This window comes from Halocatena marina (assembly GCF_023276375.1).
GTDB classification, from domain to species: domain Archaea; phylum Halobacteriota; class Halobacteria; order Halobacteriales; family Haloarculaceae; genus Halocatena; species Halocatena marina.
This window is the reverse complement of the sequence record NZ_JALLPK010000002.1, coordinates 144,015-158,555: the sequence shown is the minus strand read 5'-3', so window position 1 is coordinate 158,555 and position 14,541 is coordinate 144,015. Positions and strand designations below refer to the sequence as shown.

Here is a 14,541-nt window from a genome sequence, read left to right as displayed (position 1 = left end):
ACTCAATCATACAGGTGTGGAAATAACTCTCTTATTCAGTTCTACATTTTCTACGACCGTCGCCTGTACACTTCTAATTCGATAGTGACCGCATCAGAGTAACCAGATTTTGTCGTATTTGTGTGATAGTTCCTTATGTAATAAATTGGTGGGAACACACCGTCTTTGTTACATAAGGCAACAGTGTGACTCATCGGTGATGGTTGGATTCAGTCGTCTGATTTGAGATCGGAGCGATTGATGAAACGCCCTAATTCTCGCTTGTGCGTCCGTGGATTCCGACGAGAGAGTGCTCACAATCTCGTGTAAATACGTTTGAGATAATCGATTCATTGAAATCGACACACCGGTCATTGTCTCACTGGCGGTCTCTTGGCGGATTTTGTGTGTGCGGTCCTGATGAGCGACTCTGGTGTCGGATCCAATGGAGCATGAGCCCACCCCAAACACCGAAAACGACGTCGAGGTGCGTCGTCCACGCGAGATAACGAATGATCCATTGCGGTCGTAGTACTCCGAGGTGTACTGTCTGAATCGAAAGGAGCATCCCGAACTCAATGAGATACACCAGCGCTAGCAGGAGAGGTATGCCTACTACTGTCTGTAGGATGATTGCCCGTTGGGAAAGCAGTTCACCGACCCGCGATCGTACGATTGGCACGCCCAGTCGGAGGTATATCAGGGCGAGAGCGATTGCTGCTCCGACAAATAGTATCCACTGTGGAATACTTATTCCATAGTTCAAGATAAGAGGAGCACGGAGACCTTCTAACACGTACGGTATTGCAACATCAATACCTGAGAAGAGGACTGCCCCACTGACAAACGATGCTACAGGAGACTGATTCCACGTTCGGCTCTGATCGGTCTGCATATATCGCGTATTTAATTGTTATACTACCGGACATGAATAGTCGTCGGTGAAAGGAAATGATGGTTGATGTATGAGTGATCAGATGACTCGTCTGTTGCTGTCTTTTGGAGTGTTAGTCCTCGCGAGTACGCGACGACGGCGAAGCCGGCCCCAGTAAACGTACTTCCGACGGTCAGTGTTCATCAATTAGCCTTCGTCGAAGGCATAGCATTCCTACCCGATGAGCCATCATCATGGGCCAATACCAACCGACTATATGGTCATACACCGAAGATCTATACGTTACGGTGTTAGCGCTGTAATGACTGAATTCGATTTGGGAGTCGTTTATTGAGGCTACTCTGTCGGACGCGAGGGAATAGTAACGCCAAAAGATCGGCGTGACACGACCGTTTCGAGGCGACAGCCTACTCCCTTGTGGCGACCGGCATGCTGCGCAAACTCGGTGATGCCCTCGGTATGATCTTCAATGCCGTTCGTTCTGCCCTCACGGCTCATCTTCGAATCCATCAATCACGTCACACCGGTACATCGCAGGCGTCGATATAGCCACCACTATTGGCCAGTGGTACATACGGGTAATATGGACCCTCCACGGTGGTTTCCGCTCGCACGAAAAGAAGCACGAACACTCCTCACCGCAAAAGGACCTTGGGCGCTCGCCGTTCTCCTCGTTCTCTGGGGTTATCGGCCAAGCTACGCCGGATGGGATGGACTGGGTCCGGACATAACAGCCGGATTCGTTCAGATCGCTGGCTCGTATTTGCTTCCGCTGGGTGTTCTCTTATTGAGCTACCAGTCGATCGTTGGTGAGCGAACATCGGGAAGCATAAAGTTCACCCTTGGACTGCCGCTCACACGAACTGACGTCCTCGTTGGTAAGGTTCTCGGGCGAAGTGCCGGAATTACGATTCCTGTTACGGCGGCCGCAGTCGTCCTGGGTCTCATCGGTCTCGTTCGGTTCGGTCTCTTTTCACCACTTCTGTTCCTCGCCATACTCCTTGCGACAGCTCTGTATATCGTCGTACTCGTCGCTGTCGCTACAGCTGTCTCGGCAGTGACATCAAGCACAGTCCGTGCGACCGGTATCATCGTCGGTATCGTTTATCTCGTGCTGACGATTTTCTGGAAGACCACTTCGGGAATGATTTACAGCAACCTGTCTGGACGAGCAGCCGACACCTTCAACACATCGGCTGACGGGTTGCTGTTCGCACTGCTCAGGATCTCCCCCGGGAGAGCGTACCGGGTCCTCACGAACTGGCTTCTCGGTGTCGGAAATTCGGGTGCAGGCTACGATTCTGTGATCATGAAGCTTCAACCTAGGATAGGTGTCAACGTGTACGTCGTCGAGGCAACATTCGAGGCGGATGCGGTCCCACTCTACTTGCACGAGATATCGGGACTTGTCGTCTTGTTGCTCTGGCTTATTGTACCGCTCGGACTCGCTCGCTATCACTTCGAACGGAGGGACTTAGTGTGACACCACCAGCCATCCAGACTGACGGCCTTACGAAACGGTACGGGAGCACTGTTGCTCTCAACGACCTCAGTGTAACTGTTGACCAGGGTGAGGTGTACGGCTTTCTCGGCCCTAACGGCGCTGGCAAGTCGACGACGATTAATCTACTGATGAACTACACTAAGCCGACCGATGGGACAGCACAGGTTCTCGGCTACGATCCGTGGAATGACGTCGTTGCCTGTCATCAGCGTGTTGGCATTCTCCCCGATCGATTCGATACCTACAGTGATCTTTCGGCCCGTCGTCACCTCCGGCTAGTGATCGACACGAAGAAGACCAACGACGATCCCAGAGCACTGCTTGAACGAGTCGGGCTTTCCGATGCTATCAATCAGCCGGCGGATGAGTTCTCACAGGGAATGGAGCAACGCCTCGCACTCGCAATGAGCCTTGTCGGACAGCCAGATCTCCTGATTCTCGATGAACCGTTTACCGGACTCGATCCTCACGGTGTGGCGCTCATCCGTGATATCATCGAATCCGAGACAGAGCGTGGCGCCACAGTATTCTTCTCCAGTCACGTCCTTGGACAGGTCGGACTGGTCTGTGACCGCGTTGGCATTCTCCATCAGGGCCAACTTGTCGAGGAAGGGACGCTGGCCGATCTTCGAGATCGACTCGATCTTACGGCCAATGCAACGGTGGAGGACATCTTCGTTGAGCTTACAGACGACTCAATCCGCACAGGGGAGGTGACACGATGAGGCGTCGCCACTTCCTCGGGCTGGCAACCGCAACAGTGGCGAGCCTCGCGGGATGTATGGGCAGCACTGAGTACACCATCACCAACGTCACTGTCGCCGACACGACAGGGCCACTCTCACTCGATCTGACAATCGCAGATGCTGCCGCAACAATCGACAGCAGCGCCCGGCTCGATGTTACGCTACGAAATACCGGGGACAAGGCAGTCAGTGTCAGGAATACTGGCATCTGGCCACTGGGCCTCTTTGGACTGGCACCGTCTGGTGAGTATGGACCGATGAGCCTCCTCCTCGTATCGGATCAGTACGCCAAGACAGATCGGGTTGAAGTGTCGGCAACTGGTGCGCGCATCGATGACGAACTACTCGTTCGTTCACTAGATGCAGACAAATCAATCACCGAACAATACGATGTTCAGGGAGACCGACTCTCTGGTCCTGGGACATATACGCTCCGGGGATTTTTCGATGAGACTCCGCTCACCTACCGGACAGGGAACGCCGAGGACTGGATTGAGTTCTATCCGAAGGTCACCATCGATATCGAGAAACGGTCGTTATTACCCTGATATATCGGAGAGAGACTCTTCGGTATTCGTTCCTGAACGACTTCGATCTTGGCCGGATGATGTAACCTAACTGTATTGGGTCATTGGAGATAATCGTCACTGCCCTCTCGATCAAGTCTCGTTGTACTGTGGCCTAAGTACTAACCTGGCAGATAAAACGAAGGAACGCATCACATTCCATACACAGAATCTATCTCATATAAAACAACAAATATTTACGATAGCATTCAGAGAATATTGCTATGAATATCATTGGTTCTCCCGCTCTCGTCGGTCGTGACCAGTATCGTTCTCGACAATTCTCCAAGCTCGCAGCAGTTCTCTTTCTGTTCAGTGCTGTGGTGTACTCTGCTGTCGTGCTCGGTGGGCTCCCGGACACTTTTCCGTTTATGGTCGGTCCTGTGGTGATCGCACTCGGTGTGGCGACGCTCAATGCCTACCTCAACGACGGACTGCTCGTGAGTGCATTGATGACTGTTGCATTCGCATTCGGAGGAATCATCGCAATGCTGATCGATGCTAGTCTAGGTCCGATTAGTTATCCGATTACTCTGACTGGAACCCTCAGTATTACCCTGTTTTTCGTCGGTATGGGTGTCGGAGCGTTCGTCATCGGTGCTGGCAGCCGACGGATTGTACAGATTAGTGGGAAGCTCGCTTTCAACGTTTAGACCATGCTATCCCCGAGTAAACGTGTTGCTCACGCCGCAGTGTGAGAGAAAGACGCTCTGATTGCATAACTGAGGAATTAGCATTCTAGTGAAATTTCCACGGAGCACACGAGAGGAAGAATATGAGTCGTGACCACCACTCTTCCTCACCCGCACGCTTTGTGTAGTTTGGACGACGGACGCGATGTGGTGAGCATCGTATTCTCTTGTTCAATCGGTGCGATCGCACGTCTGTCGAATTGAACGGAAATCACCAGACGGATTCCATATCTTCCCTCCACCGGTCGCTAAGGAGGGAGGCGTAGTATCTTATAATTCAGCTAACGCAGCTGCGATCGCTTCGAGTTCTGCTTTCCGGAAGGGCCGCGCAGTCTTGTCTGGATCGTCATCGTCCAACTCACCGATTTTCCAGAGAATACCAGCCCGCATCTGTGGTTTCGCTGGCAGACTGTTCGTATCGATATCGTAGCTTACGGTGGTACAGAGTGCAGCAAGAGCTTCTTTAGTGAACGCTGTCGACTCAATCCGCTCGTGTCTTCCGACGGCGCGTCGAATTTCGTTTCGGAGCTCATCAACGGTTTGTGGCATAGAAGCAATGGTGATGGGATCCGTTGTGTATATTCTGGTTCTGTTGCCGTTGATAGATTGTTAGATGAATCGGGCTGTGTCGCTCACCGTATCAAAACTGAGGTTGGTCGCTTCAGCGATCGGTAGCACCGACGTGGAGTGACGAGAATACGGTCGCCTCAATCTTCCGGAGGTGCTCACCAACGGTCGTCTCGGAGAGCCCGATCGCCGCCGCGATCTCGTCGTGAGTCGTTTTGCGAGGCTCCTCGTAGTAGCCGAGATCGATTGCCGCTCGGAGCACCTCGCGCTGGCGCTCGGTTAACTGTGAGACGACGTGGCGAGATCCGGGTGTGTACGGACCGGTCCGTTCGATCTTGATCCTGACTCCCTCTGGCTGTTCGGAGAGTGCAGTAGTGAAGGCTGCCTCCGTTCCGATGTATGTCACCCGGAGCCCGCCGTCAGTGTATTCGACCGGCATGTCGATCAAGTAGGACGACTTGCGTCGGTCTTCCATGAGCATCCGGGTCAGGTCGTCCGCCACATAGTGCGAATAGGAGAAGAACCCGTCATCGTCGCCAGTGATCGAGAACTCGTGAACTCCAGACGATTCAGACAGAATCTGTCGGAGTCCCTCAATGTCGCCGCGTCCCTCGGCAAACATCGCAACGGTGTCGTCGTCGAGAAGTTCCATGCGGTGGATGGCCCGGTACTCGAGGCCGAGTTCGTTGATCCGTCGGTCGAGCTGGTTAATTCCCTTCTCGTCGGGATAAGCCACGACGGTGACATAGCGCATGCGCCTTGATGGGACGCCATCCCTGAAGTCAGTGACTAAAAGTGTTCGTGGATCACCGGCAGCACACTCATCGCACCTGAGTGAGGAGTGATAACCAATGGATTTCGTATACGCGATCGCAAAGACAGCGGATGCCGGTCCCAACACCGGAGCCAAGCGAGCAATCTCACTCGGCACTCATTGGGAGTTGACCGATCGTGAACAGTGCCCTCGCGCTGGGGTCGCTCACGGAAACATCGAACGCCCAGCAGATGGCCAAACCCGCTCCCATCGGTTAGACGTCCGTCATTGGTTTGCCTCCCAAAATCGCTTCGTTGACCGTTCTCTGGGCCGTGTGAACCGTTACAGACAGCGGACGAATCCAGCCCGTGGATATCGACGATCGTCGTTCAGCACCATTCGGACACGATCCAGCGTATGACGACGCCGACTGATGAGGAGGTTATCGTCCTCACTGGTGCGAACGATGGAATCGGCTTTCACCTGCTGACAGCCCTAGCCGAGGACAACCGTCAGATTGCCGTCCTCGATATAAACGGTGACAACGTTCTCGACGTCCACGACGATCTGTCCGCTCGCGTTCGATACTACGAGTGCGATGTCACCGACACCGACGACGTGAACACGGCAGTGGACGAAATTATTGGGCAATGGGGTCGAATCGACATCCTCGTCAACAACGCAGGTGTCGCTCGGGTCGGTTTCTTTCAGGAGCGCTCACCAGCCGACACTCGTCGTGAGTTCGAGGTCAACTTCTTCGGCTATCAGCGACTAATTCGGGCGGTCCTCCCGCACATGCGAGCGCAAGAGACCGGAATCATCCACAACATGTGCTCTGGAACGGCGGACACCGGGCACGCTGGCCTGACCGGGTATTCCGCGACGAAAGGTGCCATCAAGGCGTTTGTCCGCTCACTCCGGCTAGAACTCCGGGACACAGACGTCTCGTGTACGTTGATGATTCCACCGTCGACGAACACGGGAATGACTGCCGAGCTTGAGTATCCAGAGTGGATGACGGTCGAACCCGAGGAAGTCGGCCGCACGTTGGCCGAAAAGATTTATTCGACTGAGCCGGTGATCACGCCCGATATGACGACGAGAATTGGTCTCTCGCTTACCCGGCGATTCCCGTTCCTCTGGCGAAGAATGACTGAAGGAACGGTTAAAAATTCGGAGTAACGGCACGAGTGTCCTGGTGGTTGATGTGCAAGCGATGATACCCGAAAGCCGTTGATCATAAGGATCCATGGATCGCCGGCAGCGGGCTCACCGCCCCCGAACGAGAAGTTCTAGTCGCAATGCCCGACTACCCGACGAGCGTCCTCTTACCGACCACAACGTGGACCGACGCCTGCACAGAGTTGGCCGCCCAGCTCGAGAACGACGAGCTGTTAATCATTCACGACGGCGCAAACGATCCCGTCACCGAGCGGGACAACATCCCCGAGGGAGTCAGATTCATCGCTGCCGGTGAACCAGAGCGCTGTTCGGGGAAGGCCAACGCGATCGCTGCTGGGATGGAGGCCGCGCGTTACGACCGTCTCGTCTGGACGGACGACGATTTTCACCACCCTCCGGACTGGCTGGCGACCCTCAACGCTGACTACGAGGACCATGGGCCGGTATCGGAGGTGCCGTACTTCGTTGGGTGTGATCCTCTGTCGATACTGCTCGAACCGTTGTACGCTTCTACTGGCTCACTTCCCCTCTACCTCGGCAACCAAATCTGGGGCGGCGCGGTCGTATTCGAACGAAACGACATCGACGAGACCACGTTTCTCGATGAACTGCGACAGACTGTCAGCGACGACGGACTCCTCATGGAGTATCTCGAGGTGACGACGGTTGAACGGACACACAATGTCCATATCGGGGGAACCATCCGGGAGGCGGTCGAACGCCCGGTCCGGTGGACCCAGATTCTCAAATGGCATTTCCCCATTGCCATCGCAGGGACGTGTCTCGTCTCACTACTCGTGCTCGCAAGTGCGCTCTTGGCCCCGCTCCTTGCTGTGACGGTACTGACGGTGCTACATTTCGCTGTCAATGAGATTCTGGGCGTCCGCCGGTGGACTGCTATGTTGGCTTTCCCAGCGCTATTCATGTTCGTTCCTCTCATTCTGTATGGGCTCGTCCGTCGGACATTCGTCTGGGGCGGCCGGCGATACCGCTGGCGAGGGAAGTTCGACGTGACGGTTGTCGAGTGACTACTCTGGGAATCTCAGCGAAGTGGCTGGAATTCTCGTTTGAGTTCTCAGTGAACGTATTCGGTGGGATGTTCGGCGTACTCATGCTCTTGCTGTCACCAGAATCAGCACCAGTGTTCGGTCTCCCGGAGCTGTACGACGATGGTCGTCGTGGGCTTCCTTCTCCTCGTTATCGAAACGCTGTTCGGAGGATTCTCCGTGGTGTATTCGGTGTCCTCCTAGCGAGGGATCACTCGCTGAACCTCTCCGATCAACTCCATTTTACTTATCTCAATATTTTTCGGTAGATTTTTCTATTAACTAAAAAAGAAAATCATATGATTCAATCTAGCATCATTGACTGTCTTACGACACTGAGAACAGGATTTTTGTGTTGCTGGCGCGCTCTTCGCTGGAGAGTGTTTCAGCCCGGTCGGCATGATCTGTTTGCCTCATTATTCCTTACAGCAGGACTGCTTTTACCACTGGGGGCAACGCCGGTGGTAGCGCAGGTCGGCGTCTCGGAAGCTGGACAAGTCTTGTGTTCGGGGACGTTCAATCTCGCACAACTTCTGACAGTTGGGTTGGGACTGATCTCGATGTACTTCATATTGAAGGGACTGCTTCGGATGATGGTTGGGCTTGACAACGCTGGATCAACCGAACTGGTTGGCAGCGACGGCGTGCGACGGACAGATGCAGCACCCGCGTATGGTCGTCGCCAAGCGAAAGGCGGCGTTTATTCGTTGATCGCTGCCCTGCTCCCGGTCTTGGTCCCCGTTTTCCTGAACGTCGCTGGCATTGATGTCGTTGCCTGTCTGTTCCCTTAATCCGTTCATATCGAACGTCTCCCGGTGTAGCGATCCGACCCGCCACTGTCGAGCAATTCAATCGGTCCACTGGAATCGAATTCCGGTGAGGTACAGTCCGTTGAACAGCATGACTCCACCGGCAACACTCCATGTGACACTTCGGATGACGGTGTGCGTTGGATCAACCAGCAGAAGCACACCAACGCTGATGAAGACAATGATGGTTCCAATCAGCCGGTGTCTGATAGAGCTGCTCATCAATTGTAGAGGCCCAACCGCAACCAACCCATCTGAGGACGTGCTGGACGGCGTTCGTGAGGTCTCTTCTGCGGATCGTGTATTGATCGTATACAGCATCACGAGCCAAGCAAGGCCGATTATGAGGGTAATATCACAAAAAAGAGTTAAATACATGGGGGAAAGGTAGACTGAGAATGGATTGCCGACTACTGGAGTAAACGGATTCATCGTCGGATGTGTGATACTGTCGAACGTGACATGGAGCCATGTACCCACGAGAGCGGTACTGGCAATCTCTGTGCGTTTTCTCTGGCCAATTCGAAACCGGTCAAATTGTGTTGGGAATCGGCGTGCACCGAGCACGATCCCACCCGTGAGCATACCAGTGATGACAGCTGCTCCCAGATATGTGTGCCAGATCCAGTGATACGGACCTGGTAATACTCCGAACAACACGAGTGCTGGCCACGTATCGAGGACCACACTGGCGATGCAGAGTGTCGCAAGATCAATCCGATTGCGAAACGGAAGGCCAAACACTAGTACTGGACCGAGGTGGTAGAGCGTAAACGGCACACTCTTACTGTATGATACATAATTTTAAAGATTACCGATTGAATCTCAGAATTATATCAAAGATGCACCGATCATTCGCGTATCAGGTGATCTAAGCGTATCTGTGGGATATCTCGAAATTACGTTCTGACGCCGGCTGACGACTATCACTGCAAGTCCTGAAAATGCGTCGTGAGACGATGGGATCAGAAGTCGGCTAAATGGATTCATCGTGCACAGCTACCTGAGAAATTTGGACTGACGAGCCAGATCTCGAGAGACGCCACGCATTAGAAATTGTTCCTTCTCAACCTCAGGTGAATTATAAGTATCTGATTATCCTGTAACGTATATGAATCTCCAGTCGTTGCTCTTACAATTACTCGTACTAATTGTATCGCTAATCGTCGGTATCGCCACTAGTAAGATTATAGATGATCCTACAACCGAAAGGTGGTTTTATCGCATGCTAGTGGTAATAGGCCTCGTGAGTTTATTAATTGTCCTATATCATGGATATTAATATGTGATACACAGCCACGTGTTGATTCGTCCAAACCACAGTCGCTTATTGATATGTGCTATCAGACAGAGCGGATACGTATCTTCTCCAATAGTTACTTACAAATACAGTATCCACGTTGCAGAGATTTCAATAGATCTACCAGTCACTTCGAACCACAGCTTGGCGTGCTAATCCATCGTTTACTCTCACAACGTATTTACTCCATTACTCATTCTGATTCAGTTCCGCGTGCTCGCCATGCTACTCCAAGGCCAACTATCAGCACGACGATAATGATACCATGGTAGACGATGTCCGGGACCGTGCGAGGACCGACCCCGACGATGATCGTCCACGCTCCGATGAGTGACACCAAGAGTGCGAACCCTTGCACGACAACAGCGATGGAAAACGTCACATGTGGACGGATCCACGTTATCGTTACTCCAACGAGCAGCACAGCACCAATTACGCTCTCGGCGATCATCGCCTCTCGATGCGCATATCCCTGAACGAGCATCCCTGCGTGAATTATAGCGGCAAGGACGAATGATATGCCCTCTACGCCTAGCAGCGCGCGCATCGTCCGTTTGCGAGAAATGACCTCTCCCCATCGAGTCTGATCATCTGCTTGGTTCTCCGATGATTCAATAGTTGATGATTCCACAGTGCATCAAACGAGGGCAGCTATAGTGATCGTTGAGTCGAACATGTTCGGTAACTGGCGGCTATCGATGCAACGGATCTGAACCGTCTTTGCAGAATGAATGAGTCACGACAGCCAACCGTCTACTGGACAGTTGTACTCGATGTATGGGTGAGAACGCATATGCAATCTCACCGAAAACGAGATCAAACGCGTTGAGGACGCCAACAACACCGAGTAGACCGACTGTTACTAGTGTGCCAGTTACGTACCGAGACTTAACACGAGAAGGGCGGTCACCACGATCAGTAGAAGTTTCGAGAGGACGTTTCCGTAGAGTACATGAAACTCATCAGCGTACTCTGTGTCTTCTCGAACAATTAATACTTGTACAGTAGTTTCGTTGAGATTCTCGGGCTCTCATTAGTTTCAAGAATCGTCCTGAATACACATCATGTCTCTATCATACCTTGTTGTGTCGTTACCGTCCACCAAGCGAAAGTGTAGGACTGTCAGCTAAATCCAATCTGAGAGATCGATGACCTGCTGAGTCGGTGGCGAACCGACGACAATTTTTCTCTCACCGATATCTTCTGTAACGATCGCTCCTGCAGAGATGACTGTATCGCTACCGATTTCAACACCAGGCATTATAACCGCTCTAGCACCGACAAACGTCCCAGAATGTAAAATTATCCGCTCAAACACATCATTGTGGAGTTCCATTCCTGTCTCCCCGAGATTGTGTGTGACTCCGACAATGCTGCTGTTCGGGCCAATTTGAACTTCGTTGCCGATTTCAACGTTTTCGATAAAATTTCCGGCATTGATGACGACATCATCACCAATTCGACACTTTTTGATTGATGAACGTTCGTACATCTCACAATCATCACCGATCGTCGAATCGTGGACGGTAACGAACTCACGAATCATCGATTGGCCGATGTGAGAATCCACTATCTTCGCCGACTCGTCAACTTTATCATCCATATGATGATCTCGAAAAGCATATAGTTCAATCATGCCCTTCCAAGCCTCTGATGACCAACTCATCCGACAGAGTAACTAACTCGAACGTATTCGCCGAAGTTCTTCTGTTCACAGGCATAAAACTCCGTCCTAAAGGACAATAAAAACTCGGCACCTGACTATCTGTATAATTTTGTATCCGTCTTCTGGCCGCGCGTGCCTGTGATTATGGCGGCCAGCATGATTTTGGTGCCCCTTAACGCGGCACTAATTGAACTGATTGAGTCCCAGCATATATTTGATCAATCTGTCCGGCGTAGCGTTCCAGAATGTTTCGGCGCTTTTTCTTCATCGACGGTGTAAGAAGATCGTTTTCCGGTGTCCACTCTTCGGTTACAAGTTCGAACACTTTTATCTGTTCGTCGTATTCGAACTGGTTATTGACTATATTAACATCTTCTAAAATCCATTTATTAACATTCGAATTATGGCAAATTGCGGTACGATTATTGGGGAGGTTGATTTGTCTCTCAGTAGCCCACTGTTCGATCGCGTCGAAATCTGGGACAATGAGTGCGCTGACGAACTCCTCGTTGTCACCAATGACCATTATCTGCTTAACTCGGTTGCTGGTAGAGAATGCATCTTCAATCGGGACGGGTGCGACGTTCTCACCAGTCGAAAGAACAAGAATTTGCTTGAGTCGGTCGTGGAAGATGAGATAGCCGTCTTCTGTCTGTTCGACGATGTCTCCAGTGTGCATCCAACCCTCGGTGAATGCTGCTTCCGTGGCTTCTGGATTCTTCCAATACTTCTCAGTCACATTCGGTCCACGAACCAATAATTCCCCAATTGTCCCCGAGGCACGATGTTTTTGCCCTTCGTTGACTGTAGACTCATCGAATGCGACCTCCACACCGGTCAGCGGTGGTCCGAGCGTGCCTGGCCGAATATCTTCGATTGGATTCACACTCACAACGGGGGCGGTCTCCGTGAGGCCGTATCCCTCTGCGATTGGGAGACCCATTCCCATGAACAGTTCGGCGAGATCCTTCGAGAGGCTTCCACCACCACTGATGAACATATCGATATTCCCACCCAACTGTTCTTTCACGTTGCTGTAGACCAATCGATCGGCAACCAAGTGCTTGAGCCGGTGAATCCGACTGTGGGTGTCGGATCTGGCTTCTTCGCGGGCGATCCTGACCGCCCAGTCGAAGATTCGTTTTTTGATCGACGATTCATTCGATTGCTTTTGCATGCTATTGTAGATACGTTCGTAGACACGAGGAACGCTCGTTGCTAGATTTGGCTGGACGATCCTGAAGTCGTTAGCCACGGTATCTGCCGATTCGGCATACGCAACGGTTACTCCGGACGCGAACATGAGATAATGACCGGCAGTGCGTTCGAACACGTGGGCCAACGGAAGGAACGAAACCGATGTCATGCTCGGGTCGAAAACAGGCATGTCAGCTGGTTTGTCGGGTCGTGGTCCGAGCCGCTTTCTGACCTGGTTGACGTTCGATCTGAACTGTCGATGGGTAAGCTCGACGCCTTTCGGTTTGCCTGTCGTTCCGGACGTGTAGATAATGCTCGCAAGATCGTCGACATCCCGGAAATCGAGCCACCGTTCGAGTGTCAGCGGCCACACTATGTCGTCACTTCTTCTGTAAACCTCTCCAAGTGTAATGGTATTTCTTCGGCCAATATACCGTGTAAGATCGTCTATTGAAACGACAAACGAGAGGTCGAGTTCGTCTTCAACAGCAATCACGTGCTCTAAAAGCGTCTCGTTTTCGACAATGACTGCTGTGGCGTCAGGATCGTTGAGGAGATATCGAGCCTGCTCCGGTGAGGAGCCGGCGTACACTGTCGTCACGACGGCACCACAGATTTGCAGTGCAAAATCGACCTGCGCCCATTCCATACGCGTACTCGAAAAAATACCCACTCGGTCCCCCGGTTCGATGCCAAGGTCACGAAAGCCCGCCGCAAGATTGTGAACGATGTGCTGCATCTCACCGTATGTGATCGACGAATACCGTTCGGGAGGCGAGGGATCGATTACGCCAGCAGATACTAACGAGCGGTTATACACACCCCCCTTATAGAGCTGGGCCTCTACGTCACTATAACGGCTGGCTGCTCCCTCGAATAACCGACCGAGCGTAGACATTTCATATGTCGGATCATCCTTAACTTCGAGTTCCTGTTCTGCTTTGCGCCAGTCACCTGCAAAATTATTGTTTGCGTTAACCACTTCCTTACTGTATATATTTAACTATATATCAATGCTTCGTGATAATTCTGGCCATTATATTGAAATACCTTGCCGTATCAAACCCTAGAAAATCTTGTTAATGTATTGATCAATTAAAATCAATGCTGGCTGCTTCTTCCGCGGTCCATCATGATCAGTTATTGTTAGATATTCATAATGTCCAAGTACACTGATGGTTACAGCAATGGATGTATCTGTTCTGGGGATCGGGGAGGATATACGCCGTTAGTCGAGTTAATATATATTATTTGATCGGCTGTCGAAGTACTACTCCAAAATCGTTACGATAGATTCGTTGTGCACGGAAAAAATGGTAGCCAGTCGCTGTTAGCAGTGAGTTATTTGTATACTAGCACAGGACTCATGACGAATGTAACCGTTCTATCTACGGAATACGGTACGTTCACGGAATACCGAGTGCTGAGTCTGCGATAATCTAATTTGGTTGATCTTGTATTACACCTAGCGTCTATACAATTACGCAGTCTTTTGTGATTTTAATGGACCAAATCGGCTCCCAACACCATACAATAGTAGTAATAATGCACACAAGACTAAATACAATTCAAAATTCCAATATAGGAGATTTGTTGTGGTGGCAGGCATAAGATCTGGGCTACCTCCATGGATATGGT

Annotated in this window: 15 protein-coding genes; 7 read left to right on the top strand and 8 right to left on the bottom strand. The window is 51.7% G+C overall.

The window, feature by feature from the left end; translation table 11 throughout:
• Positions 1-358: 358 nt before the first annotated feature.
• Together MW898_RS19345 and MW898_RS19340 are read right to left on the bottom strand one after the other, a co-directional pair.
• On the bottom strand, positions 359-874 hold the full coding sequence (locus tag MW898_RS19345) for a hypothetical protein (RefSeq protein ID WP_248909949.1): 516 nt from the start codon (positions 872-874) through the stop codon (positions 359-361).
• A gap of 336 nt (positions 875-1,210) precedes the next feature.
• On the bottom strand, positions 1,211-1,384 hold the full coding sequence (locus MW898_RS19340; RefSeq protein ID WP_248909948.1) for a hypothetical protein: 174 nt from the start codon (positions 1,382-1,384) through the stop codon (positions 1,211-1,213).
• Between the two features lie 73 nt (positions 1,385-1,457).
• Between MW898_RS19340 and MW898_RS19335 the strand changes: the two genes are divergently transcribed.
• From MW898_RS19335 to MW898_RS19320, 4 genes are all read left to right on the top strand, one after another.
• The gene (locus MW898_RS19335; RefSeq protein ID WP_248909947.1) at positions 1,458-2,357 is read left to right on the top strand and encodes an ABC transporter permease subunit; all 900 of its coding nucleotides are present in this window, start codon (positions 1,458-1,460) and stop codon (positions 2,355-2,357) included.
• Positions 2,354-3,103 carry an ABC transporter ATP-binding protein gene (locus tag MW898_RS19330; protein ID WP_248909946.1) on the top strand — a complete coding sequence of 250 codons (750 nt, stop codon included), beginning with the start codon at positions 2,354-2,356 and terminating at the stop codon, positions 3,101-3,103. The genes MW898_RS19335 and MW898_RS19330 overlap by 4 nt, the downstream gene beginning before the upstream one ends.
• On the top strand, positions 3,100-3,672 hold the full coding sequence (locus tag MW898_RS19325) for a DUF8130 domain-containing protein (RefSeq protein ID WP_248909945.1): 573 nt from the start codon (positions 3,100-3,102) through the stop codon (positions 3,670-3,672). Before MW898_RS19330 ends, MW898_RS19325 begins: the two co-directional genes overlap by 4 nt.
• A gap of 242 nt (positions 3,673-3,914) precedes the next feature.
• Complete coding sequence (locus MW898_RS19320; RefSeq protein WP_248909944.1) at positions 3,915-4,343, top strand: hypothetical protein; 429 nt, start codon at positions 3,915-3,917, stop codon at positions 4,341-4,343.
• Positions 4,344-4,652: 309 nt separating this feature from the next.
• Here the strand turns inward: MW898_RS19320 and MW898_RS19315 are convergent, their stop codons facing one another.
• Both MW898_RS19315 and MW898_RS26035 read right to left on the bottom strand, forming a co-directional pair.
• Positions 4,653-4,931, bottom strand: coding sequence for a hypothetical protein (locus MW898_RS19315; protein ID WP_248909943.1), 279 nt, complete (start codon positions 4,929-4,931; stop codon positions 4,653-4,655).
• Between the two features lie 112 nt (positions 4,932-5,043).
• Entirely contained in the window at positions 5,044-5,880 is an 837-nt protein-coding gene (locus MW898_RS26035; protein ID WP_248909942.1) for a helix-turn-helix domain-containing protein, read from the bottom strand.
• Positions 5,881-6,120: 240 nt separating this feature from the next.
• Between MW898_RS26035 and MW898_RS19305 the strand changes: the two genes are divergently transcribed.
• The 3 genes from MW898_RS19305 (at position 6,121) to MW898_RS19295 (ending at position 8,722) form a co-directional block, all read left to right on the top strand.
• Positions 6,121-6,885, top strand: a complete 765-nt coding sequence (locus tag MW898_RS19305) for an SDR family NAD(P)-dependent oxidoreductase (RefSeq protein ID WP_248909941.1) — start codon at positions 6,121-6,123, stop codon at positions 6,883-6,885.
• Positions 6,886-7,004: 119 nt separating this feature from the next.
• Positions 7,005-7,913 carry a glycosyltransferase gene (locus MW898_RS19300; protein WP_248909940.1) on the top strand — a complete coding sequence of 303 codons (909 nt, stop codon included), beginning with the start codon at positions 7,005-7,007 and terminating at the stop codon, positions 7,911-7,913.
• Positions 7,914-8,311: 398 nt separating this feature from the next.
• Entirely contained in the window at positions 8,312-8,722 is a 411-nt protein-coding gene (locus MW898_RS19295) for a hypothetical protein (RefSeq protein WP_248909939.1), read from the top strand.
• A gap of 57 nt (positions 8,723-8,779) precedes the next feature.
• Here the strand turns inward: MW898_RS19295 and MW898_RS19290 are convergent, their stop codons facing one another.
• The 4 genes from MW898_RS19290 to MW898_RS19275 all read right to left on the bottom strand — a co-directional run bounded on the left by MW898_RS19290 (position 8,780) and on the right by MW898_RS19275 (position 13,801).
• Positions 8,780-9,520: a hypothetical protein gene (locus tag MW898_RS19290; protein WP_248909938.1), complete on the bottom strand. Its 741-nt coding sequence runs from the start codon at positions 9,518-9,520 to the stop codon at positions 8,780-8,782.
• 713 nt (positions 9,521-10,233) lie between these two features.
• Entirely contained in the window at positions 10,234-10,671 is a 438-nt protein-coding gene (locus MW898_RS19285) for a hypothetical protein (RefSeq protein ID WP_248909937.1), read from the bottom strand.
• A gap of 495 nt (positions 10,672-11,166) precedes the next feature.
• Positions 11,167-11,643 carry an acyltransferase gene (locus MW898_RS19280; protein WP_248909936.1) on the bottom strand — a complete coding sequence of 159 codons (477 nt, stop codon included), beginning with the start codon at positions 11,641-11,643 and terminating at the stop codon, positions 11,167-11,169.
• Positions 11,644-11,878: 235 nt separating this feature from the next.
• Entirely contained in the window at positions 11,879-13,801 is a 1,923-nt protein-coding gene (locus MW898_RS19275) for an AMP-dependent synthetase/ligase (RefSeq protein WP_277999949.1), read from the bottom strand.
• Positions 13,802-14,541: the final 740 nt, after the last annotated feature.